Consider the following 26,305-nt stretch of genomic DNA (forward strand, 5'->3'; position numbering starts at 1 on the left):
CCCAGTGCGCCGTCTGCGCTCACCATAGCGCTGTCGCGGCGCCGGATGACGGCGCCGCGACAGGAGAAGGACGGATTCAGGCGCCGACGGTGGCGCCGCCCGCGGGGGCGGACCCGCCACCGCTGCCGCCGCGGCGGCGACGGCGGCGCCGCGGCGCGGGCTTGCCGTCGTGGTGCTCCTTGCCCCCGCCGTCGTGGGTCCCGCCCCCGTCGGTGGAGCGGTCGCCGTCGGCGCTCGCCGGCGCGCCGTGCTCCGCCGATCCGGCGGCACCCGCGTCGGCGGTCTGGAACGTGGAGCCGACCCGCTCGGACGAGCCCGACCGGCGACGGCGACGCCGGCTTCGCGGAGCCTGGCCGTTCGTCTCGACCTCGGCGGCAGCATCCGCCGCGCTCTCGGGCTGGACCCGGACCGCCTGGGTCTTCGGGGCCGTCACGATGCGGCCCTTCGTGCCCGCGGGGATGTCGAGGTCGGAGAACAGGTGCGGGCTCGACGAGTAGGTCTCGACGGGGTCGGGCTGGCCGAACTCGAGGGCGCGGTTGATGAGGGCCCACTTGTGCAGGTCCTCCCAGTCGACGAAGGTGACTGCGATGCCGGTCTTGCCTGCGCGGCCGGTGCGGCCGGCGCGGTGCAGGTACGTCTTCTCGTCGTCGGGGATCGTGTGGTTGATGACGTGCGTGACGTCGTCGACGTCGATGCCGCGGGCCGCGACGTCCGTGGCGATGAGGACGTCCTTCTTGCCGGCCTTGAATCCCGCCATCGAGCGCTCGCGCGACTCCTGGCTCATGTCGCCGTGCACGGCGCCGGCGTTGAACCCGCGGTCGTTGAGCTCGTCGACGAGCTTCTGCGCGGCGCGCTTGGTGCGCGTGAAGATCACGGTCTTGCCCCGGGCCTCGGCCTGCAGGATGCGCGCGATGACCTCGTCCTTGTCGAGCGAGTGCGCCCGGTAGACGAGGTGCTTGATGTTCGCCTGGGTGAGACCCTCATCCGGATCCGTCGCGCGGATGTGGATCGGATTCGTCATGAACCGCCGCGCGAGGGCGACGATCGGGCCGGGCATCGTCGCCGAGAACAGCTGGGTGTGGCGGATCGCCGGCACCTTGGAGAAGATCTTCTCGATATCGGGGAGGAAGCCGAGGTCCAGCATCTTGTCGGCCTCGTCGAGCACGACCTCGGTCGCGTGCGACAGGTCGAGCAGTCGCTGGTTGTTGAGGTCGATCAGGCGGCCGGGCGTGCCGACGACGATCTGCGCGCCTGCCTTGAGCTGGTCGATCTGGCCCTCGTACGCCTTGCCGCCGTAGATCGCGACGACGCTGGTCGAGCGGCCCGAGGTCAGCATGTCCATGTCTTCGTAGACCTGCACGCAGAGCTCGCGGGTGGGGACGACGATGAGCGCCTTGACCCCGTGAGCGGGGTCGGCGCCGAGACGCTGGACGACGGGGATGCCGAAGCCGAACGTCTTGCCGGTGCCGGTCTTGGCCTGGCCGATGATGTCCTGGCCGGGCAGGCCGAGGGGGATGGTCTGCTCCTGGATGGGGAACGCGTCGACGATGCCCTTTGCGGAGAGAGCGTCGACGATGTCCTGATCAACGCCGAGTTCGGCGAAGGTCGTCACGATGTGTGCCTGTCCGGCAGTGGGATGCTGCCTGGGTTCATGCCCTGGCGCGTGATCCGGCCTCTGATGAGGTCGCCGCGCGGGCGGAAAAGCGATCCACGCCCTTCTTTCCCACAGGCGCGGGCGCCCCGATCCGACGCCGGGGCCGACACCCACGATACCGGAGGACCCCGGCGCGAGCGTGGAGGCGGTGTCCCCTCGTAGGCTTTCGTCCATGGTGAAGTGGTTCTGGCAGCGTCGCGACACGGGGCGCAAGCTGCAGCTGCGCTCGCGTGACGAGCTGAGCGGCGGCAATCGCGTCGACTTCGAGGAGCTCGCGCCGGACATCGACACGTTCCTCGGCCAGGTGGCTTACCTGCAGCTCGGGTACTTCGAGACGCTCACCGAGCTGATCCAGTCGATCCCCGAGCTGGGCGAGAAAGAGGCGGTGTCCCGCGCCGCCGGTGCGGCCCTCACCAAGCACGAGGCGCTCGTCGCGCTGATCCGCGAGCGCGGTGACGACCCCACCGAGATCATGCGTCCGTTCCGCGAGCCGCTGGACGCCTTCCGGGCGGCCACGCACGGCGTGCGCACGCAGGAGACGATGCTCTCGGTGCACATCACGGCGGGCATGCTCGACGACTTCTACCTGGCCCTGTCGGCGAGCTACGGCGAGACGGGCGACCGCGTGGCGCACATCCTGCAAGCCGATGACGACCGCCAGGCCATCGTCGAGCTGATCTCCCAGGCCATCGCGAGCGACCCGGAGTGGAAGTCTCTGCTGGCGCTCTGGGGACGCCGCCTGGTCGGCGACACGCTGCTCATCGCGCGCGCCGCGCTGCGGCCGACCGACCTCGGCCCCGCGGCCGAAGAGAAGGTGGAGCCCGTCTTCACCGAGCTCATGGCCGCGCACTCGCGCCGCATGGACGCCATGGGCCTGGCGGCCTGACGCGCCGAGGGGATGCTGCGGCTGCGGGTCGCGGCGGTGTTCGGGGTGGCTCAGCCGGCGTGATCAGCCGATGCCGAGGCGTGCCTTCTCGCGCGCGTCGTGGGCGACGCGCGCACGCGACATGAGGGTGATCGCCGGGTAGGTGACGACCATCGGCACGACGAGCGCCGCGAGCCACGGCCACGGCGTGTCGATCCCGATCCCGAGCCACGTCAGGATCGACCACGCGGCACCGGCCGACACGGCGCCGATCATGGGCGCCAGGACGACCCCGCGCGTCAGGCGCTGGTGCAGCTGGAAATGGATGCCGATGCCGACGACCGCGCCGACGATGAACGCGATGAGGATCTGCATGTCCCGGGTCCGCTCAGGCGACGAAACCGACGCGGCGCGACTCCTCGGAGCCGAGCTCGATGTACGCGAGTCCCGCGGTGGGGACGATGTACGAGTTGCCCTTCGCGTCGGCGAAGGTGACGTGCGTGGCGCCGGCGTCGAGCGCCGCGGCGACGGACTTCTTCACGTCTGCCGCCGGCTCGTTGGTCTCGAAGTTGAGCTCGCGGCCGGTGTTCGCGATGCCGATGCGGATCTCCACGTGACTGACCTCCTGCGCGGGGCGATAGTTGTGTGCCAGATGGCTGAGGGCTCCTCCTGGCGGAAAGGCTGAGGGCTCCCCGGACGCATGGCAACTCTACGACACCGCGCAGGGGCATCCGCCCGCCGCCGGAACGCTCTGGGCGAACGGCCGATGTCGCGCCCTCGCGCTAGCGTCGGAGGGTGACTTCGGGCAGGACGGATCGTGCGGCGTGGACCCCGGACGCGGCGCAGCAGACGGTGCTGGCGCTGCCGCCGGAGGCGTCGGGGGTCGTGGTGGGCGCACCCGGCACCGGCAAGACCGAGACGCTCATCGCGCGCGTCGCCGCCGTGATCCAGGCCGGTGCGGATCCCGATGCCGTGCTCGTGCTCACCCCGTCGCGTCAGACCGCGACGGCGCTTCGCGACCGCCTGGGCCTCGCGGTCGGGGTCGCGACGACGGGGCCGCTCGCGCGGTCGGTCGCCTCGTACGCCTTCCAGGTCGTGCGGGCGCACGCCGTCGCGGCGGATGCCGATCCGCCGCAGCTCCTCACCGGCGGCGACGAGGACCAGATCATCCGCGATCTGCTCGAGGGCGACGACGAGGACGAGGCGGCCGGCGCCGTCCGCTGGCCGGACTGGCTGGGCCCGGCGATCCGCGGCACGGCAGGCTTTCGCACCGAGGTGCGCACGTTCCTCGCCGAGTGCACCACCCTCGGCATCGAGCCGCGCCGTCTTCGCGAGCTCGGCGAGCGCCATGAGCTGCCCGCCTGGGTGTCGCTGTCGTCGTTCTTCGGCGAGTACCTGCAGGTGCGGGGCGCCATGCGCGGGGCGCACCGGGACGCCGCGGGTCTCGTCCGCGAAGCGGTCGGGCTGCTGCGCACGGCACCGGCCGGAAGCCCTGCCGTCGACCGGGTGCGCGTCGTCATGGTCGACGATGCGCAGGAGCTCACCCTCGGCGGCGTCGAGCTGCTCGAGGCGGTGCGCGCCCGGGGCGCCGCCGTGCTCGCCTTCGGCGACCCCGATGTCGGGTCGGGATCGTTCCGCGGCGCGACGCCCGAGAACTTCGCCCGCCTCGCGGCGTCACTGGGTGGCGTGCACGTGCTCACCGCAGGGCATCGCGGGAGCGCGTGGCAGCGCGAGCTGGTCGGTCGCGTCACGCAGCGCATCGGCGCGGTCGGCGTCGTGGCCCACCGCGGTGCGGCGTCGGGCGCCGAGGCCGACGACTCCGTGCAGGTGCTGACTCTGCGCTCCGCGGCCGAGGAGTACGACGCCGTCGCGCGGGTGCTCCGCGAGCGCCACGTGCACGACGGCGTGCCGTGGAGCGGCTGTGCGGTCATCGCGCACGACACCCGGCAGGTCGCGGCGCTCGAGGCGGAGCTGTCGGCGCGAGAGGTGCCGGCGCGCTCGAGCGGCCCGGGGCGCGCCCTCGGCGCGGTGCGGCCGGTCGCCGACCTGCTGCGGCTCATCGAGCTCGCGTCGCGCGACGAGTGGACGTTCGAAGAGGTTTCGGCGGCGCTCGTCGGCACGTACGGACGACTCGACGTCATCGAGCTCCGCCGGCTGCGATCGGCACTGCGGCACGCCGAGCTGCGCCGGATCTTCGAGAGCGCGGCGGACGCCTCGGACACCCCGGCTGCCCGCGAGAGCGACGAGGGCGAGGGCGTCGCCGAGCGCTCGGGTCGCGACCTCGTGCTCTCGGCGATGCGCCGGCCGCTCGAGTTCGACCTGCTCGACACGCGTGAGGCCCGGCGCGCGGCATCGCTGGCGCGCACGCTCGAGGTGCTCCGCGAAGACCTCGACCGCGGTGCCACGGCGCACGAGCTGCTCTGGACCGCGTGGGATCGCAGCGGACTCGAGCGCACATGGGGCGAGCTCGCTCGCGGCAACGGTCCGCTGGCAGAGCAGGCGCACCGCGACCTCGACGCCCTCGTCGCGCTGTTCCAGGCCGCGAAGCGATTCGTCGAGCGCTCGCTCGACGCCGATCCGCGCGTGTTCGCGCGGTCGATCCTCGACAGCGGCGTCGCCGAGGACCGTCTCGAGGCGCCGACGCGCGACGACAGCGTGCGAGTCATGACGCCTGCCGGAGCACTCGGGCTCGAGTTCGACACCGTGGTCGTGGCCGGCGTGCAGGACGGTGTCTGGCCGAACACGAGAGTGCGCGGCAGCCTTCTCGACACGTGGCGTCTCGCAGACGCGGCCACCCGTGCCGACGGTGAGACGCTCGGCGCGTTCGACCGCCGCCGCGGGGCGATGCACGACGAGCTCCGCCTGCTCGCTCGCGCGTTGTCGCGGGCGACGGCCCGCGTGATCGTGACGGCCGTCGACGACGACGACACGGGCCCGAGCGTGTTCTTCGAGCTGCTGCCCGACCCCGAGCCCTTCGAGCTCGACCACCCGGTGTCCCTTCGCGGACTCGTGGCACGGCATCGGCGCACCCTGACGGCCGCCGGTCCACGGGCGGCCGCCGCCGGGTCGCTCGCCGCGCCAGCGGCGCGCGCCGCAGAACAGCTCGCGCTGCTGGCGGATGCCGGGGTGCCGGGCGCGTCGCCGCGCGAATGGTACGGCGTCGCCGGGCCGACATCGACCGGCCCGCTGCGCGACCTCTCGAAAGAGGACGTCCGCGTCTCGCCTTCCCGGCTGCACGCCCTGGAGGAGTGCGAGCTCAACTGGGTCATCGCCGATCTCGGCGGCGACCCCGGCGGCACCACCGCCGGCCTCGGCACGATCATCCACGCGGCGCTCGAGCACGCTGCCGGCCACGATGAAGCGGCGCTGTGGGCCGAGGTCGAGTCCCGCTGGGGCGAGCTGACGTTCGAGGCGGCGTGGCGCGACCGCGCCGAGCTGACCCGTGCACGCGATCTGGTGCGGCGCCTGCACCTCTACCTGCGCCGCTTCGACGACGCGGGCGGCACGCTCATCGGTGCCGAGCCGCACTTCGAGGTCGTGATCCCGCTGGCGGACGAGACTCCGACGGCCGCGACCGAGGCTTCCGAGCACCGCGTCATCCTGTCGGGCTACATCGATCGCGTCGAGCTCACGCCGGAGGGAACCGTCGTCATCATGGATCTCAAGACCGGCAAGCGGGAGCCGCAGACCGACGCCAAGGTGCTCGACAACCCCCAGCTGGGTGCGTACCAGCTGGCCTTCGAGTCGGGCGCGATCGCCGAGGCGAACGGCCATGCGCCCGGTGGCGCGAAGCTCCTCGTGCTGCGGCCGACCGCGACCAGGTCCGACTACGTCACCCCGTGGCAGCCGCCGTTCGACGACGAGCGCCGTGACGCGTTCGTCGGCCGGATCCGCACAGCCGTCGCCGTCATGCGCGGCGAGAGCTTCACCGCACCGTTCGAGGAGCACTGCCGCGACGAGCACTCCTACGGGCTGTGCCGGATCCACACCGTGGGCGCGGTGAGCGCCTCGTGACCATCGTGCAGGGAGCGAGTCCGCAGCCTGTGGCGCCGGCATCCGTGTCCCCGACTCCGCGGCTGTCGGCGCGCGTGATCGCGTCCGCACTCGGGCAGTTCCCGCCGACCGACGAGCAGATCGCGGTGATCGAGGCGCCCCTGACGCCCGCCCTCGTCGTCGCCGGGGCCGGCAGCGGCAAGACCGAGACGATGGCGGCACGGGTCGTGTGGCTCGTGGCGAACGGCATCGTCCGCCGCGACGAGGTGCTCGGCCTCACGTTCACACGCAAGGCCGCAGGCGAGCTCGCGGAGCGCATCCAGAAGCGCCTCGGACGCCTGGCGGAGTTCGAGCGCCGCGGCCTCCTGCCGGCGCTGCCCGCGTTCGCGGGTGAGGGGCGGCTCGACGTGTTCGGCGAGCTCGAGCGGTCCGGCGCCGACGGCGCGCGGGCGACCGCGGAGCGCCACCGCCTGCTCGACGCGCTCGCGCAGACGGTCGGCGCCGTCCCGCAGGATTCCGTCGACGACGCGCTGCTGCACCGGCCGAGCGTCGCGACCTACAACAGCTTCGCCGACCAGATCGTGCGCGAGCATGCGCTCCGGATCGGACGCGATGCCGAGGCCGCCGTCCTCTCGGAGTCCGCGGCCTGGCTCCTCATGCGTCGCGTCGTGTTCGCCTCCGACGACCCGCGCCTCGAGGACCGCGGCGAGGCGGTGCGCACGATCGTCGACGCGGCCCTGCGGATCGCGCGGGACGGCGTCGACAACCTCGTCGACTTCGACGCGCTGGCCGCCTTCCCCGAGCGCTTCCGCACCGTGCGGGAGCTGCCGTCGACGAATCGGCGCACTACGGTGTACGCCGACGTCGCCGATGCCGCCGACCGCGTCGATGCGCTCGCGCTGCTCGCCGACCTCGCGCGCGAGTACGCCGCGGAGAAGCTCCGTCTCGGGGTCATCGACTTCTCCGATCAGGTCGCCGGCGCGCTGGAGGTGGTCGCGAGCCACCGCGCGGTCGCCGAAGAGCTGCGCGACCGCTACCGCGTCGTCCTGCTCGACGAGTACCAGGACACCTCCGTGGTGCAGACCGACCTGCTGGCCACCCTTTTCGCCGGCACCGGGGTGATGGCGGTCGGCGATCCGCACCAGGCGATCTACGGCTGGCGCGGTGCCAGCGCCGGAAACCTCGGCGGCTTCTCAGCGGCCTTCGCACCGGGCGCGGCATGCGCGCAGTATTCGCTCCTGACGAGCTGGCGCAACAGCGCCGCAGTGCTCACGGCGGCGAACGCGGTGCTCGCGCCGCTCGCCGCATCCGCCTCCGTCGCGGTCGGCGAGCTGCAGCCACGGCCGGGAGCACCCGCGGGCATGGTCGAGCTCGGCTTCGACGGAGACCTCGACACCGAGGCCGACCGCGTCGCGGAGTGGTTCGCACGGGTGCGCGCCGAGCGCGCCGACGACGGACGGTCGACCACGGGGGCGATCCTCTTCCGCAGCAAGAAGCACATGGTGCGCTTCGGCGACGCGCTCGGGCGCCGCGGCATCCCGCACCGCATCCTCGGACTCGGCGGCCTGCTGTCGACGCCCGAGGTGGTCGACGTCGTCTGCACGCTGCGCGTCATCAGCGACCCATCTGCCGGATCCGCGCTCATCCGGCTGCTGTCGGGGCCGCGGTGGGCGATCGGGCTCCCCGACCTGCGCGAGCTCGCGGCGCTGTCCCGCCGCCTGGCACGCCACGACACCGCGCTGCAGCCCCTCTCACCAGAAGTGGTCGAGCGCATCCGGGGCAGCGCAGGCGACGACGACGGGTCGCTCGTCGATGCCCTCGACTTCGTGCTGCGCCAGAAGCCGGATCACGGCTGGCTCGAGGGCTTCACACCCGGGGCGCGCGAGCGGCTGCGGGACGCGGCATCCGTCTTCGCGGGACTCCGTCAGGCGAGCGGCATGCCGATCCCCGAGCTGGTGCGGCTGATCGAGCTCGAGTTGCGGCTCGACATCGAGCTCGCGGCGAACGAGTCACGCGGCCCCGCGCGCGTCGCGTCGGCGCAGCTGCGGGCGTTCGTCGACGAGGTGCACGCGTTCCTCGCCGCCGACGAGACCGGGTCGCTGTCGAGCCTGCTCGCGTGGCTCGACCACGCCGAGCAGCTGGACGAGTTCGCGCCGCGCACCGAGCCGCCCGAGGACGACGTCGTGCAGCTGCTGACGATCCACGGATCCAAGGGCCTCGAGTGGGACGCCGTCGCCGTCGTTCGGCTCGTCAAGGACGAGCTGCCCAGCGCACCCCGTGACACGAAGGCGTGGCTGGGCTTCGGCGTCCTGCCGTACGCGTTCCGCGGTGATGCGGCCTGGCTGCCGGCTCTCGGCTGGCAGTCGGCCGAGACGCAGCAGGATCTCAAAGAGGCGATCGAGACGTTCGTCGAGGCGAATCGGGCCCGGCAGCTCGAAGAGGACCGCCGTCTGGCGTATGTCGCCGTCACCCGCGCCCGCGATCACCTGCTGCTCACCGGTGCGACGTGGTCGGGCACCAAACGCCCCCGCACCCGCAGCACGTTCTTCGCCGAGATCGCCGAGGCACTCGAGGTGCCGCTCGCCGACGACGAACCCGGCGACGATCCGTACCAGGGGGAGCGACGCGTGCTCCAGTGGCCGATCGATCCGCTGGGTGCCCGCAGGGCGGCGGTGGCCGGTGCTGCGGCCACGGTCGAAGCCGCGCTGGGCGCACCGCGTGCCGAGATCGATCCCCAGGCGGCGCTGCTGCTCGCCGAGCGCGAGGCGCGCCGTGCGCGCCCGGTGCACACGGCGCCGACGCGCATCGCGGCGTCGCGCTACAAGGAGTACGTGGCGGACCTCGAGGGCACCCTCGCGGGTATCGCCCGGCCGATGCCCGAGCGACCCTTCCGCCAGACCCGCCTCGGCACGCTGTTCCACGCCTGGGTCGAACAGCGCTCGGGCCGCGCGGGACTCGGCGGCTCGCTCGACGACGCGCTGTGGGAGACCGACGAGGACCTTCCCGGGACGGAGGCCTCGGTCGAGGACGCCGCCGCGCTCGCGGCCCTGCGGGAACGCTTCCTCGCGTCGGAGTGGGCGGCGCTGCAGCCGATCGAGGTCGAGACCGAGATCGACTTCACCACCATCGGTCCCGACGGTCTGCCGCACATCGTGATCTGCAAGCTCGACGCCGTGTACCGGCGCGACGACCGCGGCGGGCGCATCGAGATCGTCGACTGGAAGACCGGCGTGGCGCCGCGCACCCCGGCCGAGAAGGACGAGCGGATGCTGCAGCTCGAGCTGTACCGACAGGCCTATCACTCGAAGCACGGCGTGCCGCTCGACGAGATCGATGTCGCGCTCTACTACGTCGCCGAGGACGTCATCCTCCGAAGCTGAGTCCCCGATGCGGGGCCCGGTCGGGGCCGCGCAATGTCGCGGCGTCGCGTCAGTCGGCCAGCCAGCGGCGCAGCGCCGCCTCGGATGCGCGCTCCGCTTCGGCTGCGGCATCCAGACCGCCGTCGCGGTCGTCGTCTCGGGAACCGGACCCGTTCGCGGCGGCGCCCGTCGGCAGCGTGATGGGCGCGGTGGAGAGGTCGTCGTCCGGGTGGATCGCGGGCAGTTCCACCGCGGCCGGATCGAGATCGACGGGCCGGAAGGCGGCGAGCTCCTCGGCGGTGATCTCCTGCGTGTCGAAGGACTCCGGCGCGGGTGGCACCGGCCCCGTCTCGCGTCGCGCGTCGTCCTCGTCGGCGACCCACTGCGCCAGCTCCTCGGGGTCGTACGCATCGGTCTGCATCGACGTGTCGATGGTCGGCGCGCCCGCGCCGGGCGTGCGCTCGAGCAGGGCGATCGCGTCGTCGACGTCGAGTGCGGCCGACGAGAGGATGTCGTCGCCGGCGACCCCGCCGGCGAGGGATTCGAGCAGTTCGACGGCGTCGGCGACGATGTCGTCGCGGTCGGCGTCGTGGCCGTGCACGAGCCACTTCGCGAACTCGAGCTCGGCGTAGAGGCGTGCGCGCTCGCGCGACCGGGCGTCGGGAGCGCGGCCGCTGCCGGCGACGTAGGCGGCGTAGACGTCATCGGCGGCGTCGGGGGCCGACGCGAGCCACTGCAGGTCGGTCGCGGGGTCACCGATCGACAGCCCGTGCCACTCGAGCAGTCCGGTCACGGTCGGAACGCCGTCGAGGTCCTCGAACAGGAACGAGGCGGCTCCCGCGCCGCCGAGCACGACGGCGGACTCGAAGCGCCACAGCTCGTCGGCGTCGACGGCCCGGTGCCAGCGCTCGGCGAGGCTCACCGGCAGTCGGCGGGTCGCGACGGCGCGTTCGATCATTCGCGTGACGTCGGCGCGCACCTGCTGCGGGGTGCGCGCCGGCAGGCCCTCGCTCTTGACGATCGAATGCGGGAGCGCGTGCAGCGCCGCGAGCGCGGCACCGAGCGAGGTCGCCGCGCCGCGTCCGGGCGGCAGGTGCGCCGCATCGACGCGGTAGCCGGGAAGGAAGTCGACGACGACGACACGCGTGTCGCCGAGGCCCGCCTCGCCGAGGAGTTCGGGCGCGCGGAAGGGGAGGAGGCCCCTCACACCGGGGGTCAGCGCGCGCAGCGCGCGCACTTCCGCGGCGAGTTCAGGAGCGGACGAGGCGTCGGCAGGGACACGTACGACCACCCGCCGCCCATCGTCGAGATCGGCGACCGCCGCGTCGAATCGGCCGGCCGCTCCCTCGGTGAGGGTGCCGACTCCGACGACGCCGACCCGCGGGAGAGCCGACGTGACCGACGCGGCTAGAGTGAGGGGTGAGCGTGCCATGTGCCCAGGGTAGGTCGGTCGCGCTCGTCCGTCCCCGCGCCACGCCCGGCCCTGAACGACGAAGCGGAGCATGTTCGATGACGGCGCACGACAGCACCAGCCTCAATCCGCTGGCGCACCCCGGACTCGATCGCGCGGCCGATGAGAGGCTGATTCCGGACCTCCTCGAGACGGCGAAGAAGGATGCTGCGTCCTGCGTCCTCGTCGTGGTCGGCGACTCCGCACCGCTCGCCGCACCCGATGCCCTCGAATGGCGCACCCCCGCGGACGTGCCCGACGGAGCCGAGTGGGCCTTCCTGGGACGTGATGACGACGGCGCGGCTCTGCTCGCCGCAGTGTTCGCGTCGCAGGACGACGACCTGTTCGCCGCCCCGGCGGGCTGGGCGGGCCTGCGGACGGTGGGGGCTCTGCTGTCGCCCCGCGACGCCGGTGCGTTCGTCGAGGCGCTGAGCCTCGGACGCTGGCTCGTCGACGCGCCGTTCTGCCCGGCGTGCGGCACCCGCACGATCCTCGGTGACGCGGGCTGGTCGCGCCGCTGCCCGAACTGCGGGCGGCAGCACTTCCCGCGCACCGATCCCGCGGTGATCGTCGCGATCACGAGCACGGCGGACCCTGATCTGCTGCTCCTCGGCTCGAACGCCCTGTGGGGTGCCGATCGGTTCTCGTGCTTCGCAGGCTTCGTCGAGGCCGGCGAGTCGCTCGAGGCGGCCGCGCGCCGCGAGGTGGCCGAGGAGTCCGGCATCGCGGTCGGCGCGGTGACCTACCGCGGGTCTCAGGCATGGCCGTACCCGCGCTCGCTCATGGTCGGCTTCCTCGCCGAGTCCCGCGACGATGCGGCGGCGCGTGCCGACGGCGAGGAGATCGCCGCGGTCCGGTGGTTCACGCGCGACGAGATCGGCCGGGCGCTCGCCGGCGAGGGCGACGTCGTGCTTCCCGGGCGGGCGTCCATCGCGCACCGGCTCATCGCCGACTGGCACGCGGAGCGGGCGTGAGCGCCCTCGCAGGGCTGGACGAGCATCAGCTCGAGGCGGCGACCGCCCTGCGCGGACCCGTTGCGGTGCTGGCCGGCGCCGGCACGGGCAAGACCCGCGTCATCACGCACCGTATCGCCCACGGCGTCGACACCGGCGCGTACTCGCCCGGACGCGTCATGGCGGTGACCTTCACGACCAAGGCCGCCGGTGAGATGCGAGGGCGTCTGCGCGCGATGGGCGTCGGCGGGGTGTCGGCCCGTACGTTCCACGCGGCCGCGCTCGCGCAGCTCAACTTCTTCTGGCCGACGCTCGCGGGGGACACCGCTCCGGGCATCGTCGACAACAAGGTGAGGATGCTCGCTCACGCGGCCGACGGAATCGGGCTCGCGCCCGACGTGGCGACGCTGCGCGACGTCGCCTCCGAGATCGAGTGGCGCAAGGTCTCAATGCTGAGCGTCGACGCGTACGCGGCGGCCCGCCCGAACGGCGTCGGTCGCCTCGGGGTCGAGCGCGTGGTGGCGCTGCAGCACGCCTACGAGAAGCTGAAGGACGAACGCCGCCAGCTCGATTTCGAGGACGTGCTGCTCGCCTGCGCCGGCATGCTCGAGGCCGAGCCCCAGGTCGCCAAGGCCGTTCGCGAGCAGTACCGCCACTTCACGGTCGACGAGTTCCAGGACGTCTCGCCCCTGCAGAACCGCCTGCTCGAGCTGTGGCTGGGGGACCGCCGCGACCTCTGCGTCGTCGGCGACGCGAGCCAGACCATCTACTCGTTCGCCGGCGCCGATGCGGCTTACCTCCTCGATTTCCCCTCGCGCTTCGAAGGCGCCCGCGTGGTGCGTCTCGAGACGAACTATCGATCGGATGCCCCGATCCTGGCAGTCGCGAACGAGCTGATGCGCGGTCGTCCCGGGGCGCTGCACCTCTCAGCGGCCGCCGATCGCGACGCCGACATCGAGTCGGCCCCCGTTCCGACGGTGACCGCATTCGAGGACGACCGCGACGAGGCGCGCGCCGTGGCGGCGCGGATCACCGCACAGATCGCCGACGGCGCGGACCCGCGCCACATCGCCGTGCTCTACCGCGCTCATGCGCAGTCCGCAGAGCTCGTCGCCGCCCTCTCCGACGCGGGGATCGCGACCACGGTCCTCGGCGGCCGCCGCTTCTTCGACATGCCCGAGGTGCGGCAGGCGGTGATGGAGCTCCGTGCGGCCTCGGTGGCACCCATCGAGAGCGGCTTGGTCGACACCGTGCGCGACATCCTGCGCTCGCGAGGCCTCACGGACGAGCCGCCGGAGGCGGGCGGCGCTCTCCGCGACGCGTGGGAGGCTCGAGCGGCTCTGCTGCGTCTCGCCCAGGAGGCGCCCGAGGGGACCACCCTCCGGGCGTTCGCAGACGAACTCACCGCCCGGGCAAAGGCGCACGACGAGCCTGCGATGCGGACGGTGACGCTGGCGACATTGCACGCTGCCAAAGGCCTGGAGTGGGAGCACGTGCACCTCATCGGCGTCGCGGAAGGCCTTCTTCCGATCTCGTACGCCACGACGTTCGAGCAGGTCGACGAGGAGCGGCGCCTCGCGTACGTCGGCATCACGCGGGCTGGGCGAACGCTGTCGCTGTCGTGGGCTCGAGGCGTACGGGAGCGGCAGCCGTCGCGGTTCCTGCGAGAGATCGGCAACGGCACTCTGCGTGCGGGAGGTGCGACCGCACGTGCCGGTGCAGCGAGCCGGCGCGCAGGGTCACCGACCGGGTCCGGTCGGCCGAGGGGTTCCGCGCGCGCTCCGCGATGAGGCGTCCGGCCACCATCCCCGCCTCCCACAGCACCGAGGGCTCACTCTCGACGGGGCGCCCGAGCAGCTGTGCAGCGACAGCCGGCCACGAGGGATCGCTGTCGCGACGGTGAGCCGCGACGCAGGCGACGCACGCGCTGCGGCCGGGCTCCACGACGGGTCCGACCTCCGCGCCCGAGCCGGTGAGTGCGATCGGCACGTGATCGACGTCGGCGGCCATGAGTGCGGCGGCCGCACCGGGCGCCACGACGCGATGCACGAGGAAGACGACGGCCGCGGCATCCGTGCCGCCGCCGATGCCGTCGAAGCGGTGAGCGGCGCGGACGTCGTACCCTTCTGCGGCGAGGCCCGCGGCGACCGCGTCACGATGGCGGTCGGGCACCTCCGCGGCGCACTGGATCGTGACGCGGGGACGTGCCGCCGCGGCATCCGTCATGAGCGCCCGGCGGATACGCGACAGGAACCGCGAAGCGGCGGCCGCGTCCGGCGCACCGAGCGCCTGCGCCAAAGGGACCGCGGCGCCGTCGGGGATGCCGCGCTCCAACTCGCGGAGGAGGCGCTGCTGCCAGGGGTGCGGATCGTCGAGGACCACGACCGGCTCGGCGCCGAACTGGATCGTCGAGTCGGTCCGCCACACCGGGGGATACGAGGGGTCGAGTCGCAGCATGCGCCCGATCCTGTCGGAAGTCCCGGGTCCGCAACGGGTATCCACAGGCCGCGAGGCGCCTTCGCTGCGCCGGGACAGCCTGGGGAGGAGCCGGCGACCCGACCCCGATCCGCCGCTTACACGGGCCGGTGGTCGTCGGGCGCGCCGCTCTCGCCGTCGTCGCCGGATCCGTCGGACTCGGAGGGGGGATCGGATGCCTCGTCCGCGGACGAGCCGCCGGGCTCCTCGCCCGCGAGGAGGCGCGCCAGGGCGTCGTCCATCTCATCGCGCACCGGCTCCTCGCCGCGGGCGCGAGCCTCCAGGCGGGCGACGAGCGCTGCGGGATCGTCGATGTCGGACGCGCTCGGCATGAGGTCGGGGTAGTCCCACAGCGCGTCGCGCGCGGCGGGGCCGACGGCATCGGTCACGGCGCGCCACATCGCGGCGGCCTCGCGCATGCGGCGCGGCCGGATCTCGAGGCCGACGAGCGAGCCCAGCGCACGCTCGGCCGGACCGCCGACGGCGCGGCGACGGCGAACGGCCTCCGAGATGCGCTGTGCCGAGGGGAGGCGCGAGGTGGCGTCCTCGGTGACGACCTCGACCCACCCTTCGACCGTCGCGAGGAGGTTCTCCAGGCGGGCGAGGGCGGCCTCCTGGGCCTCGGAGCGGGCGGGCAGCAGCGCGCCGCTCTCGATCGCACGGCGGAGCTCCTCGGGCTCGGACGGGTCGAAGCGCGTGGCGAGATCCTCCAGGGCATCCGTGTCGACGTGCACGCCCCGCGCGAAATCGGTGACCTGCGAGATCACATGCAGGCGCAGCCACCGTGCGTGACGGAAGAGGCGCGCGTGCGCGAGCTCGCGCGTCGCGACGTACAGCGCGAGCTGGTCTTCGGGCACCTCGAGGTCGCGCCCGAAGTCGGCGAAGTTCTGGGGAAGGATCGCGGCCTGGCCGTCGGGCATCAGCGGGATGCCGACATCGCCGCCGCTCACGACCTCCTTGGACAGGTTGCCGACCACCTGACCGAGCTGCGACGCGAAGAGCGAACCGCCGACCGTGCGCATGAGGCGCCCGGCGCCCTGCACGAGCCCCTGCATGTCTTCGGGCGCCTGCTCGCTCAGCGCTGACGTGAGCGCGTCGGCGATGCTCGTGGCGACCGGAGCGGCGAGCTCCTGCCAGACGGGCAGCGTCGCCTCGACCCAGGCGCCGCGCGTGAGCGTCGCCGGAGGAGCGGGCAGCTCCGCGATCGTGGTCGCCTCGCTCAGCCACAGCGTCGCCAGCGCGAACGCCTGGTCGAGGTCCGTGCGCTGACCCGCGGTCACACCCAGGCCCTCCTGGTTGGCGATGTGCAGCGCCTGGCGCTTCGCCATGTCCCACGAGATGCCGTTCTCATCGGCGCCCTCGAAGGCCCCCTGCAGCTGGCGCATGACCGCCTGCATCATCGCGGGGTCGATGTTCATGCCAGACAGCCGCGACAGCTGCTCGGGGTCGAAGTCGCCCGCCGCGCCGCCGAACAGCTGGCGGATGAGTTCCTGGAAGTCGTCCTCGGGGCTGGGGTCGCCCCCGCCAGTGACGTCGTCTGCCACTTCAGCCGCCTTTCAGCCGGTCGATGAGGTTGCGTCCTACGCTAGTCCCAGCATCCGTCGCACTTCCCGGCAAGGACCCGAACGCCTTACGCCGGTCGCGAACGACCAGGCGCATCACCGACAAGGCACGGAAGAGAGGTCCCGCGTGGCCCTGTTCGACGAGAACACGACGATCGAGCCCGCCCCACGGCCGCGGATGTCCCGCCGCACGCTGGCAGGCGTATGGGCGCTCGCCGTCGCGATGGTGGTGCTCCTCGTCATCACGTTCCTGCCGACCTCGTACGTCATCCAGCGACCGGGTCCGGTGTACAACACGCTCGGCACGGCGCAGAACGCAGACGGGGAGGAGGTGCCCCTGATCTCGGTCGAGGGCGCCGAGACCTACCCCACGGACGGTTCGCTCGACCTCCTCACCGTGCAGGTGCAGGGCAATCGCGAGCACACCCCGTCGTGGTTCGAGCTCGCCATGGCGTGGTTCGACCCGAGCCGGGCCGTCATGCCGATCGACGCGATCTTCCCGGCTGATCAGACCACCGACGAGCGCAACGAGGAGAACGCCCAGATGATGGTCGACTCCCAGCACGAGGCGACCGCCGCTGCTCTGACCGAGCTCGGCTACGACGTGGGCGGGACCCTGTCGGTCTACTCCGTCATCGACGGCGCCGCCGCGGAAGGGATCCTCGAGCAGGGTGACCTCATCCTCGAGGCGAACGGCGAGGAGCTCACGGATGTCTCGACGCTGCGCTCGGTCATCAACGAAGGGGAGGGCGCTCCTGTCGAGCTCCTCATCGAGCGCGACGGCGAGCAGCAGACGGTGGAGGTCACCCCGAAGGAGACCACCGACGAGGCGGGGAAGACGACCTGGATCCTCGGCGTCAACCTCACGACGGACTACGACTTCCCGATCGACGTCACCATCCAGCTGAACAACGTCGGCGGACCCAGCGCCGGCATGATGTTCGCGCTCGGGATCATCGACACGCTCACCCCGGGGGAGCTCAACGGCGGGCAGCAGGTCGCCGGCACGGGCACGATAACCGCCGACGGCGAGGTCGGGCCGATCGGAGGCATCCGTCAGAAGATGTGGGGTGCGCTCGATGCCGGCGCCCAGTGGTTCCTCGCTCCCGAGGCGAACTGCGACGAGGTCGTGGGTCACATCCCGGGAGATCTCCGCGTGTTCTCGGTCGAGGATCTGGACGATGCGCTGGCGGTGCTCGACGCGGTGAGCTCGGACGGCGATCTCGACGCGCTCCCGACCTGCACGCTCAAGTGACCGCGCCGATCGTGCCCGAAACGTTGCGAGTTTCTTAGAGTTCGCCCAGGGAGGACAAGGCGGGCGCCGAGAATCGCGCGCCTAGGATGGGAACGTGACCACGACCTCCGCGCCGACTCCGGCCACACCCTCCCGCACCCGACGCGTCATAGCCATCACCCTGGCGATCATCGCCGCGCTCGTGGTGGCCTTCTTCATCTTCGCCAGCCTCTACGCGGACTGGCTGTGGTACGACCAGCTCGGGTTCTCGGAGGTGCTGCTCACCCAGTGGGTCGCGCGCGTCGTGATGTTCGCGGTCGGCTTCCTCGGGATGGCGGTGCCGGTGTGGCTCTCCATCCAGCTCGCCTACCGGCTGCGCCCCGTCTACGCACGGCTGAGCTCGCAGCTCGACCGCTACCAGGAGGTCGTCGAGCCGCTGCGCAGGCTCGCGATGTGGGGCATCCCGATCTTCTTCGGCTTCTTCGCCGGCTTCGCCGCCTCGGCCCAGTGGGAGACCACGTGGCTGTGGTTCAACGGCGTCGCCACCAAGACGACCGACCCCGAGTTCGGGCTCGACACCGGCTTCTACATGTTCGCCATGCCGTTCTGGAGCTCGCTCATCGGCTTCGTCTCGGCGGTCCTCCTGATCTGCCTGCTCGTCACGGCGCTCGTCTCGTACCTCTACGGCTCGGTGCGCATCGGCCAGCGGGAGCTCCGCATCTCCAAGTCGGCGCGCATCCAGCTCGCGGTGACCGCGGGTCTGTACCTGCTGGTGCAGGGCGCGAGCCTGTGGCTCGACCGCTACAAGACCCTCGTCGAGCCCGGCGACCGCATCACCGGCCCTGGCTACACGGGCGTCAACGCGATCATCCCCGGCCAGACGATCCTCGCCTTCGCGGCGGTCATCGTCGCCATCCTGTTCTTCGTCACCGCGATCATCGGCCGCTGGCGCTACCCGCTCATCGCGACCGCACTGCTCGTCGTGTCGGCGATCGTCGTCGGGGTCGGCTACCCGTGGGTCGTCAACACCTTCCAGGTGCAGCCGAACCGTTTCGCCCTCGAAGAGGACTACTACCAGCGCAACGTCGACATGACGCACGAGGCGTACGGCGTCGACAACCTCGACCAGCAGGACTTCACGGCCGTGACCGACGTGGAGGCCGGCCAGCTGCGCGACGACGCGGCCACCACCGCCCAGGTGCGCATCATGGACCCCGCGATCATCTCGCCGAACGTGCGCCAGCTCGAGCAGTACCGGTCCTACTACCAGTTCGCCGACCCGCTGGACGTCGACCGGTACGACATCGACGGCGTCTCGCAGGACACCGTGGTCTCGGTGCGCGAGCTGAACCTCGCGCAGCTCGGCAACGCCGCCGACTGGCAGAACTCGGCGGTCGTCTACACGCACGGCTACGGCCTCGTCGCCGCGAAGGGCAACGACCGCACGAACGAGGGCGACCCCGTGTTCCTCGAGCGCGGCATCCCCGCCTCGGGGTTCCTCTCCGACCAGGAGGACTTCCAGCCGCGGGTGTACTTCGGCGAGTACTCGCCGACGTACTCCATCGTCGGGGCACCTTCCGGGGCCGAGCCGGTCGAACTCGACTACCCGTCGGGCGCGGACGGCTCCGGCGAGACCAAGACCACGTTCGACGGCGAGGGCGGCCCGAGCCTCGGCAACGTCTTCAACAGGCTGATCTACGCGCTCAAGTTCCAGGCCGAGCAGATCCTGTTCTCCGACTACGTCAACGAGGACTCGCAGATCCTCTACGACCGCAACCCGCGCGAGCGCGTCCAGAAGGTCGCGCCCTACCTGACGCTCGACAACGATGCCTACCCGAGTGTCGTCGACGGACGCATCGTGTGGATCATCGACGGCTACACGCTGAGCGCCAACTACCCGTACTCGTCGACCGTGAGCCTGACGTCGGCCATCTCGGACTCGTCGAACCCGGCTCCGCGCTTCGCCCTCGACGACATCAACTACATCCGCAACTCGGTGAAGGCGACCGTCGACGCGTACGACGGCTCGGTCACGCTGTACGCGTGGGACGAGAGCGACCCGGTGCTGGAGTCGTGGCAGAAGGTCTACCCGTCGACGATCAAGCCGATCAGCGACATGTCGGCCGACCTGATCAGCCACGTGCGGTACCCGACCGATCTGTTCAAGGTGCAGCGCACGATCCTCGGGGTCTATCACGTCGACGACGCGCGCTCGTTCTACCAGAGCGACAACCGCTGGCAGACGCCGAACGACCCGCAGGAAGAGACTGCGCTGCAGCCGCCCTACTACCTGACGATGCAGATGCCCGACCAGGATCAGCCGACATACTCGATGTTCACGTCGTTCATCCCGGCGGCGACGGCGGGCAACACCCGCAACGTCCTGATGGGCTACCTCGCGGTGGACTCGAACGCGGGAAGCGAAGCGGGCGTCAAGAGCAAAGACTACGGAAAGCTCCGGATGCTGGTGATCGACGCCGAGACGACGGTGCCCGGTCCCGGCCAGGTGCAGAACACGTTCAACTCGGATCCGCAGATCTCGGCGCAGATCAACCTGCTGAAACAGGGACAGTCCGAGGTGCTCAACGGCAACCTGCTCACCCTGCCGGTCGGTGGCGGTCTGCTGTACGTCCAGCCGGTGTTCGTGCAGTCGTCGACGGGCACGAAGCTGCCGAAGCTCCAGAAGGTGCTGGTCTCGTTCGGCGACAAGATCGCCTTCGAAGACACACTGAACGAGGCTCTCGACACCCTGTTCGGCGGTGATTCCGGCGCCGACGCGGGTGACACCGACGTGCAGCCGACGCCGGGCGCCACGCCGGCGCCGACTCCCGAGCCGACGCCGGGCGCCACGCCGGCGCCGACGCCCCAGCCGACGCCGACCGACGAGTACCAGGCGGCGCTGCAGGACGCGCAGCAGGCGATGCTCGATCGCCAGGCGGCGCTCGAGAAGGGCGACTGGGCCGCGTATGGAGCGGCCGACGAGCGCCTGACCGCCGCGGTCGAGAAGCTCATCCAGCTCGGCGAGCAGCCGTAAGCCGGTAGCACGAAGGCCGGTCCCCGCGGGGGCCGGCCTTCGGCGTTCCGGGGCTATGCCGTGAGGATCGCGTACCAGATGAGCAGCAGCGTGACTGCGAAGCCCGAGAACTGGTTGAGCCACAGGAACCGGCGCCATCCGGTGGTCGCGGCCGCCGCGTCGGCGTCGGCGATCGAGCGGTACGGCCACACCGTCACGAGGTAGGGCACCACGAGCACTGCCGCGAGCGGTCCCGGCCAGGCCGTCGCGAGCATCGCGAGCCCCGCCGCGGCGTAGCACGCGAGGGAGAAGCGCACTGTCCATCGTGCGCCGCGCGCCGTCGCGATCGATGCGATCCCCGCGTCGCGGTCGGCGACGACGTCCTGCACCGCTCCGAACGCGTGGGAGGCGATGCCCCACAGCGCGAACGCGCCGATGAGCGCCACGAGCGCAGGCGTCCACGCGGCTTCCGCCAGGACCAGCCCGTACACGGCGGGGGAGAAGAAGTGGATGCTGCTGGTCACGGAGTCCAGGAAGGGCCGCTCCTTCAGCCGCAGCGGCGGCGCGCTGTAGAACACGACGAAGAACAGGCTCGCGGCGAGGATGAGCCACGACACCGCGGACCCGATCACCACGAGATAGGCCACGAACGGCAGGCACAGGAGCGCGGAGGCCCACAGGGTCACGCGGTGCATCCGCCGATCGAGCACGGCACCGTGGGCGCCGCCCTTGCGCGGGTTGCGGAGGTCCGACTCGTAGTCGAACACGTCGTTGATGCCGTACATCGCGAGGTTGTACGGCACGAGGAAGAACAGCGTGCCCAGCACGAGGGTCAGGTCCACTTCGCGCGTGGTCATGACATACGCGGCGGCGAAAGGGTACGCGGTGTTGATCCAGCTCACGGGCCGTGAGGCGATGAGCAGCTGCCGGACGACGGTGCTCGCGCGAAGGGGCGCCGCAGTGGTCACGAGGCCACCTCCTCACGATGCGAGCGCGACGGCCCGAGCAGCGTGAAGACCGCAGGTACGAGGAACGCCGCGCACACCGGGTAGGCGAAGTCCTCGATCGGGGCGAGACCGATGCGCACCCCCGAGATCAGCGTCTCGGGGTACGTGAAGAGCCCCGCGGCGATCATGATGTTGTCGAACACGGCGGTGAGCACGACGAGGATGCCGGCGGCGATGACGGATGCCGTCATCCTGCGCCCGAACGCCGCGCGGCGGGCTGTCAGCAGCACCACGATCGCGGTGATGAGGACGAACGGCACGACGATGAGGGAGTAGGTCATCGGTTCGCCTCCGAGCGCGGGGAGGCAGCATCCGTCCTCCGCCGTTCTGTGAGGCGCAGAGCGCCGGACCAGGCGACGAGGGCCAGGTAGCTCAGGAAGGCGAGGAACACGGGCTCTTCGAGCGGGAGGTGGGGGGCGAGGTCGACGCCCAGCAGCAGGGCGCTGTCGCCCTTGACGAAGACACCGGTGGCGATACCGACGGCGTCCCACGCGAGGAAGAACGCGGTGCCGATGCCCACTGCGAGAGCCGTGCGTCCGGGCGCCTGCCACGCCGCGAGGCGCCAGCGCCGGTCGATCAGCAGCACGCCCACCGCAGAGACGAGGATGGCTGCGAGGTAGAGTCCCGGCACCGTCACACCCTCGCCGGCTCTGCGAGGGGACCGGGGGAGCGATCCCCTCGCAGACGCTTGACGACGAGCTCGGCCGAGATGAGGCACATCGGCAGGCCGATGCCCGGCAGGGTGGAGGCGCCGACGTACGACAGACCCTCGACCTCGCGCGAAGCGTTCCGGGGCCGGAAGACCGCGCTTTGACCCAGCGTGTGCGCGAGGCCCAGCGCGTTGCCGCGCCAGGCGCCGAAGTCGTCGGCGAAGTCGCCGGGGGCGACAGTGCGGCGCACCACGATGCGCTCCGCCAGGTCGGGGATGCCGCACCACTCGGCGATCTGCGCGATCACCACGTCGGCCGCCGCCTCGATCGCCGCGTCGCCTCCGCCGTCGATGCCCCCGTGCCCCAGCTGGGGGTCTGCGGGCACGGGGACGAGCACGAAGAGATTCTCGTGCTCCGGCGGCGCCACGCTGGGGTCCGTGGCGCTGGGACGGCAGATGTAGAGCGAGGCGGGGGCGGGGATGCGCGGGCGGGCGCCGAAGATGTCGGTGAAGTTCGCGCGCCACTCCCGGGCGAACAGCAGCGTATGGTGGGCGAGCTCCGGAAGCCGCCCCTCGACGCCCAGCATCACCAGCAGCGCGCCGGGGCTCGGCGTGCGCGAACGCCACCACTCCTCGGGATACGTCTGCTCGGCGCGGGGGAGCAGACGGGTCTCGGTGTGGTGCAGGTCGGCGCCCGACACCACGAGGTCGGCCGGCACGCGGTGTCCGCCGGCGAGTTCGACGCCGGTCGCGACCCCGGCCTCCGTGGTGATCGCGGTGACCCGTGCGCCGGTCTCGATCGCGACTCCGGATGCCTCGGCCAGTCGCGCGATCGCGCCCACGAGTTCGGTGAACCCGCCGCGCGGGTAGAGCACCCGATCGCCCAGGTCGAGATGGCTCATGAGGTGGTACAGACTCGGCACGCCGTAGGGCGAGCCTCCGAGGAAGACCGCGGGGTACTCGAGGATCTGACGCAGCCGCGGATCTGTGAACCGACGCTCGACATGGCGGGCGAGGCTGCGGGTCAAGAGGGGCGCGAGCCGCGGCATCCGTTTCAGCAGTGCCGGGTCTCGAAGGCCCGCGGTCGTCTCATAGGTGTCGTAGAGGAATCGCGAGACCGCGAGGTCGTACGCGTCGGCGGCGGAGTCGAGGTACGCGTCGAGGCGGGCGCCCGCGCCGGGCTCGACGCTCTCGAAGAGCGCGGCGGCCTCGGTGCGGCCGGAGCGCACGTCGAGCGGGGAGAGGCCGGTCGACGGATCCGAGTACACACGGTACGCCGGATCCAGCGGCACGAGGTCGAGTTCGCGCTCCGCCGTCGTGCCGAGCAGCCGGAAGAAGTGCTCGAACACCTCGGGCATGAGATACCAGCTGGGGCCCGTGTCGAACCGGAAGCCGTCGCGCTCCCACGACCCTGCGCGCCCGCCGAGTTCGTCGCGCGCCTCGAACACGGTCGTGTCCCAGCCTTCGGACGACAGCAGCGCCGCCGCGGCGAGCCCGCCGACGCCGCCGCCGATGACGACCGCGCGGCGCTGTCCGTCGACGAGCGTCATGCGCGCACCTCCCGCGGGGCGAAGCCCAGCAGCGCGCGGGCCGCCAGGCGCGCCTTCACGGCGTCGGGCACGCGCACCCGCTGCTCGGACCCGTCGCACGCGCGCAGGCGCACGGCGAGCTCGGCGAAGAGGTCGTGCGCGGCGGTCACCGCGCGGCGGCAGTCGGCGGGAAGCGCCGGGATGGCGCTCGCCGCGACGGCAAGATCGCCGTCGATGCGATCGAGCACCGCAGCGCGCTCCCCGTCGGAAGAGGACAGACCGAGGTAGTCGCGTCCGAGCACGGCTTCGTCGTGGTGGAGATCGCGCAGGAAGTTCACGTCCTGGAAGGCGGCGCCGAGGCGCCGGGCTCCGTCGACGAGCTCCGGAGAGGGGGCGAGCGGATGCTGCGCCCCGGCGTTGACGAACACCTGCAGGCACATCAACCCGACGACCTCCGCCGAGCCGTACACGTAGGCGTCGTGGGAGGCCGCGTCGTGACTGTGCGTGCCGAGGTCGGTGCGCATGGACGCGAAGAAGGGCCGCACGAGATCCTCGCCGATGCCGCACTCACGCGCCGTCCCGGCGAACGCGTGGACCACCAGGTTGGAGCTGAAGCCGCGCGCGATCGCCGAGAGCGTCTCGCGTTCGAGCTGGTCGAGGATCTCGCCGGCGACCTCCGGAGGCAGACCGGCCTCCTCGGCAGGACCGTCGACGATCTCGTCGGCGATGCGCACCAGGGCGTAGACGTTGCGCACATGCGGTCGCGGTCGCGGCCCGAGCAGCCGGCACGCGAGCCCGAACGACGTCGAGTACCGCGCGATCACGGTTGCCGCAGCATCCGCCGCCACCTGATCGTAGAGGGCGAGTCCCGTGGGAGTCGCGGTGCGCACGGTGCTCATGGGATCCGTCCTTCGATGCCGTCGGCGAGCGTGCGCAGGAGTGCGCCGGCCCGGTCAGGGAGCGCGGGGTCGTGCGACGCCGCCCGCACAGCGGACAGCGTCTCTTCGATGAGTCGCACCAGGCGCTGCCGCGCCCCGGTCTCCTCCAGCACGACCTGCGCCTCGCGCACGGCGACGGGGCCGGTGCGAGCGAGGGCGAGCGCCTCGTCGACGCGCGGCGCGGCGCCCGACTCACGGGCCAGTGCGACGAGCGGGGTGCGCTTGTTCTCGCGGAGATCGGGCCCGGTGTCGCGCCCCGTCTGCGCCGTGGTCCCGAACGCGCCGATGAGGTCGTCGACGAGCTGGAAGGCGAGCCCGAGGCGCCCGCCTGCCTCGCCGAGCACGCGCAGAGCGTCGCCGTCGGCGCCCCCGAGGAGCGCGCCCGCCTGGAGCGGCGCGCGGAACGTGTACACCGCGGTCTTGTTGAACGCCGTATCGAGCGTCGAGAGCCGAGACGGATGCCGCGCCGCGACGCTGTTCTCGACGTCGGCGAGTTCGCCGGCCGCCGAGATCAGGACGGCGTCGTCGAGCAGGGTCAGGAGCCGGTCCCGCGTCGCGTCCTCCGTGGGGGCCATCGCGATCAGGCGGAAGGCCTCGTGGAGCAGGATGTCGCCGGCCAGGATGGCGGCGGCGTCGCCCACCAGGGCAGCCCCGTCGGGGTCGGCGCCGTCGTCCTCTGCCCGCCGGCGGAACTCGCCGCCGATGTTGGGCACGCCGCGCCGCATCGTGTCGTGGTCGATCACGTCATCGTGCACGACGAACGCGGTGTGCAGCAGCTCGAAGGCCGCCGCGACCGAGAGGACGGCGGACGTGTCGGCGTCGCCGGTGCGGAACGCGTCGAACGATGCTGTGACCAGGGCGGGACGCAGACGCTTTCCGCCCTGCGCCGCACGGGTGATCGCGTCACCCAGGGCGCCGAACGCGGGGCCGAGCTCCGACGCGCGCTCGCGGATGCGCGCGAGCGCCCCGTCGATCGCGATCCGCAGGTCGGGGTCGGCTGCCGCGGGGATCATGACGCGCGTCTCTCGCGCGATGGCGTCTCGAACAGGTGGAGCTGCTGGGCCTGGAGCACCAGCCACGGACTGAACGCCCACGGGGTCGCCTCGAGCGAGACGGCGAGCGCCTCCGGTTCGACCCACTGCGCGTCGACGACTTCGAGCGGGTTGAGCACGGGCTCGTCGTCGGTGTAGGCGGTATAGACCGGGCACACCTCGTGCTCGACGATCCCGTTGGCATCGGTGGCGCGGTACCGGAACAGCGGGAGGGCGACGCGGAGGTCGGTCAGCGTGAGCCCGAGTTCGAAGTCCGCGTGGCGACGGACCGCCGAGAGCACCGGCTCGGCAGGGCGCGGATGTCCGCAGAACGAGTTGGTCCAGACGCCGGGCCATGTGCGCTTCGTGAGAGCCCGGCGGGTGATGAGCACCTGGCCGTCGCTGTTGACCACGTGGCAGGAGAACGCGAGATGCAGGGCGGTATCGGGGCCGTGCACGCTGGATTTCGGGGCCGTGCCGATGGCGCGGCCGTCGTCGTCGAGCAGGACGACGTGGTCGGTGTCGGGCATCCCATCATTCCTCTCAGATTGCTAGCTAAACTAGCAATACCTCTTGTGCGATGCTACAACGGG

General features: G+C 71.8%; 19 protein-coding genes. 7 read left to right on the plus strand and 12 right to left on the minus strand.

What is annotated here, in order from left to right; genetic code table 11:
- Positions 1-76 precede the first annotated feature (76 nt).
- Positions 77-1,612, minus strand: coding sequence for a DEAD/DEAH box helicase (locus ACFC1K_RS12135; RefSeq protein WP_375871832.1), 1,536 nt, complete (start codon positions 1,610-1,612; stop codon positions 77-79).
- Positions 1,613-1,826: 214 nt separating this feature from the next.
- Here ACFC1K_RS12135 and ACFC1K_RS12140 point away from each other — a divergent pair, with 214 nt between their 5' ends.
- Complete coding sequence (locus tag ACFC1K_RS12140) at positions 1,827-2,540, plus strand: ferritin-like fold-containing protein (RefSeq protein ID WP_375871833.1); 714 nt, start codon at positions 1,827-1,829, stop codon at positions 2,538-2,540.
- A gap of 63 nt (positions 2,541-2,603) precedes the next feature.
- On the opposite strand, the gene ACFC1K_RS12145 is transcribed toward ACFC1K_RS12140, so the two are convergent.
- Both ACFC1K_RS12145 and ACFC1K_RS12150 read right to left on the minus strand, forming a co-directional pair.
- On the minus strand, positions 2,604-2,894 hold the full coding sequence (locus ACFC1K_RS12145) for a hypothetical protein (protein ID WP_310291698.1): 291 nt from the start codon (positions 2,892-2,894) through the stop codon (positions 2,604-2,606).
- Positions 2,895-2,907: 13 nt separating this feature from the next.
- A complete protein-coding gene (locus ACFC1K_RS12150; protein ID WP_045296833.1) occupies positions 2,908-3,132 on the minus strand; it encodes a DUF3107 domain-containing protein in 225 nt (74 codons plus the stop codon).
- A 182-nt stretch (positions 3,133-3,314) separates the two neighbouring features.
- Here ACFC1K_RS12150 and ACFC1K_RS12155 point away from each other — a divergent pair, with 182 nt between their 5' ends.
- Both ACFC1K_RS12155 and ACFC1K_RS12160 read left to right on the plus strand, forming a co-directional pair.
- Entirely contained in the window at positions 3,315-6,533 is a 3,219-nt protein-coding gene (locus ACFC1K_RS12155) for a PD-(D/E)XK nuclease family protein (RefSeq protein WP_375871834.1), read from the plus strand.
- A gap of 5 nt (positions 6,534-6,538) precedes the next feature.
- A complete protein-coding gene (locus ACFC1K_RS12160; protein WP_375872401.1) occupies positions 6,539-9,892 on the plus strand; it encodes an ATP-dependent DNA helicase in 3,354 nt (1,117 codons plus the stop codon).
- Positions 9,893-9,941: 49 nt separating this feature from the next.
- On the opposite strand, the gene ACFC1K_RS12165 is transcribed toward ACFC1K_RS12160, so the two are convergent.
- On the minus strand, positions 9,942-11,303 hold the full coding sequence (locus ACFC1K_RS12165; protein WP_375871835.1) for a phosphotransferase: 1,362 nt from the start codon (positions 11,301-11,303) through the stop codon (positions 9,942-9,944).
- A 77-nt stretch (positions 11,304-11,380) separates the two neighbouring features.
- On the opposite strand from ACFC1K_RS12165, the gene nudC reads away from it, so the two are divergent.
- Together nudC and ACFC1K_RS12175 are read left to right on the plus strand one after the other, a co-directional pair.
- Positions 11,381-12,295: an NAD(+) diphosphatase gene (gene nudC, locus ACFC1K_RS12170; protein WP_375871836.1), complete on the plus strand. Its 915-nt coding sequence runs from the start codon at positions 11,381-11,383 to the stop codon at positions 12,293-12,295.
- Positions 12,292-14,064, plus strand: a complete 1,773-nt coding sequence (locus ACFC1K_RS12175; RefSeq protein WP_375871837.1) for an ATP-dependent helicase — start codon at positions 12,292-12,294, stop codon at positions 14,062-14,064. The genes nudC and ACFC1K_RS12175 overlap by 4 nt, the downstream gene beginning before the upstream one ends.
- A 783-nt stretch (positions 14,065-14,847) precedes the next feature.
- Here ACFC1K_RS12175 and ACFC1K_RS12180 read toward each other — a convergent pair.
- A complete protein-coding gene (locus ACFC1K_RS12180; RefSeq protein ID WP_375871838.1) occupies positions 14,848-16,293 on the minus strand; it encodes a zinc-dependent metalloprotease in 1,446 nt (481 codons plus the stop codon).
- Positions 16,294-16,438: 145 nt separating this feature from the next.
- Between ACFC1K_RS12180 and ACFC1K_RS12185 the strand changes: the two genes are divergently transcribed.
- Both ACFC1K_RS12185 and ACFC1K_RS12190 read left to right on the plus strand, forming a co-directional pair.
- Entirely contained in the window at positions 16,439-17,566 is a 1,128-nt protein-coding gene (locus tag ACFC1K_RS12185; RefSeq protein ID WP_375871839.1) for a PDZ domain-containing protein, read from the plus strand.
- 94 nt (positions 17,567-17,660) lie between these two features.
- On the plus strand, positions 17,661-20,579 hold the full coding sequence (locus tag ACFC1K_RS12190) for a UPF0182 family protein (protein WP_310291676.1): 2,919 nt from the start codon (positions 17,661-17,663) through the stop codon (positions 20,577-20,579).
- Positions 20,580-20,632: 53 nt separating this feature from the next.
- Here the strand turns inward: ACFC1K_RS12190 and ACFC1K_RS12195 are convergent, their stop codons facing one another.
- The 7 genes from ACFC1K_RS12195 to idi are packed head-to-tail and all read right to left on the minus strand — an operon-like array spanning position 20,633 to position 26,242.
- Positions 20,633-21,526, minus strand: coding sequence for a prenyltransferase (locus ACFC1K_RS12195; protein ID WP_375871840.1), 894 nt, complete (start codon positions 21,524-21,526; stop codon positions 20,633-20,635).
- On the minus strand, positions 21,523-21,846 hold the full coding sequence (locus ACFC1K_RS12200; protein WP_375871841.1) for a lycopene cyclase domain-containing protein: 324 nt from the start codon (positions 21,844-21,846) through the stop codon (positions 21,523-21,525). The genes ACFC1K_RS12195 and ACFC1K_RS12200 overlap by 4 nt, the downstream gene beginning before the upstream one ends.
- Entirely contained in the window at positions 21,843-22,196 is a 354-nt protein-coding gene (locus tag ACFC1K_RS12205; RefSeq protein WP_310291667.1) for a lycopene cyclase domain-containing protein, read from the minus strand. The genes ACFC1K_RS12200 and ACFC1K_RS12205 overlap by 4 nt, the downstream gene beginning before the upstream one ends.
- A gap of 2 nt (positions 22,197-22,198) precedes the next feature.
- Positions 22,199-23,764: a phytoene desaturase family protein gene (gene crtI, locus ACFC1K_RS12210; protein ID WP_375871842.1), complete on the minus strand. Its 1,566-nt coding sequence runs from the start codon at positions 23,762-23,764 to the stop codon at positions 22,199-22,201.
- Positions 23,761-24,642 carry a phytoene/squalene synthase family protein gene (locus tag ACFC1K_RS12215; RefSeq protein ID WP_375871843.1) on the minus strand — a complete coding sequence of 294 codons (882 nt, stop codon included), beginning with the start codon at positions 24,640-24,642 and terminating at the stop codon, positions 23,761-23,763. The genes crtI and ACFC1K_RS12215 overlap by 4 nt, the downstream gene beginning before the upstream one ends.
- Entirely contained in the window at positions 24,639-25,694 is a 1,056-nt protein-coding gene (locus ACFC1K_RS12220) for a polyprenyl synthetase family protein (protein ID WP_375871844.1), read from the minus strand. The genes ACFC1K_RS12215 and ACFC1K_RS12220 overlap by 4 nt, the downstream gene beginning before the upstream one ends.
- A complete protein-coding gene (gene idi, locus ACFC1K_RS12225) occupies positions 25,691-26,242 on the minus strand; it encodes an isopentenyl-diphosphate Delta-isomerase (protein WP_310291656.1) in 552 nt (183 codons plus the stop codon). The genes ACFC1K_RS12220 and idi overlap by 4 nt, the downstream gene beginning before the upstream one ends.
- Between the last annotated feature and the right edge of the window lie 63 nt (positions 26,243-26,305).

It is taken from the genome of Microbacterium sp. NPDC056057, assembly GCF_042266945.1.
GTDB classification, from domain to species: domain Bacteria; phylum Actinomycetota; class Actinomycetes; order Actinomycetales; family Microbacteriaceae; genus Microbacterium; species Microbacterium trichothecenolyticum_C.

What these genes read in the sequence shown, in the direction of transcription:
- ACFC1K_RS12140 (WP_375871833.1), top strand. Translation starts at nt 1,827, where the DNA reads ATGGTGAAGTGGTTCTGGCAGCGTCGCGACACGGGGCGCAAGCTGCAG.
- ACFC1K_RS12145 (WP_310291698.1), bottom strand. Translation starts at nt 2,894, where the DNA reads ATGCAGATCCTCATCGCGTTCATCGTCGGCGCGGTCGTCGGCATCGGC.
- ACFC1K_RS12165 (WP_375871835.1), bottom strand. Translation starts at nt 11,303, where the DNA reads ATGGCACGCTCACCCCTCACTCTAGCCGCGTCGGTCACGTCGGCTCTC.
- nudC (WP_375871836.1), top strand. Translation starts at nt 11,381, where the DNA reads ATGACGGCGCACGACAGCACCAGCCTCAATCCGCTGGCGCACCCCGGA.
- ACFC1K_RS12200 (WP_375871841.1), bottom strand. Translation starts at nt 21,846, where the DNA reads ATGACCTACTCCCTCATCGTCGTGCCGTTCGTCCTCATCACCGCGATC.
- crtI (WP_375871842.1), bottom strand. Translation starts at nt 23,764, where the DNA reads ATGACGCTCGTCGACGGACAGCGCCGCGCGGTCGTCATCGGCGGCGGC.
- ACFC1K_RS12215 (WP_375871843.1), bottom strand. Translation starts at nt 24,642, where the DNA reads ATGAGCACCGTGCGCACCGCGACTCCCACGGGACTCGCCCTCTACGAT.
- ACFC1K_RS12220 (WP_375871844.1), bottom strand. Translation starts at nt 25,694, where the DNA reads ATGATCCCCGCGGCAGCCGACCCCGACCTGCGGATCGCGATCGACGGG.
- idi (WP_310291656.1), bottom strand. Translation starts at nt 26,242, where the DNA reads ATGCCCGACACCGACCACGTCGTCCTGCTCGACGACGACGGCCGCGCC.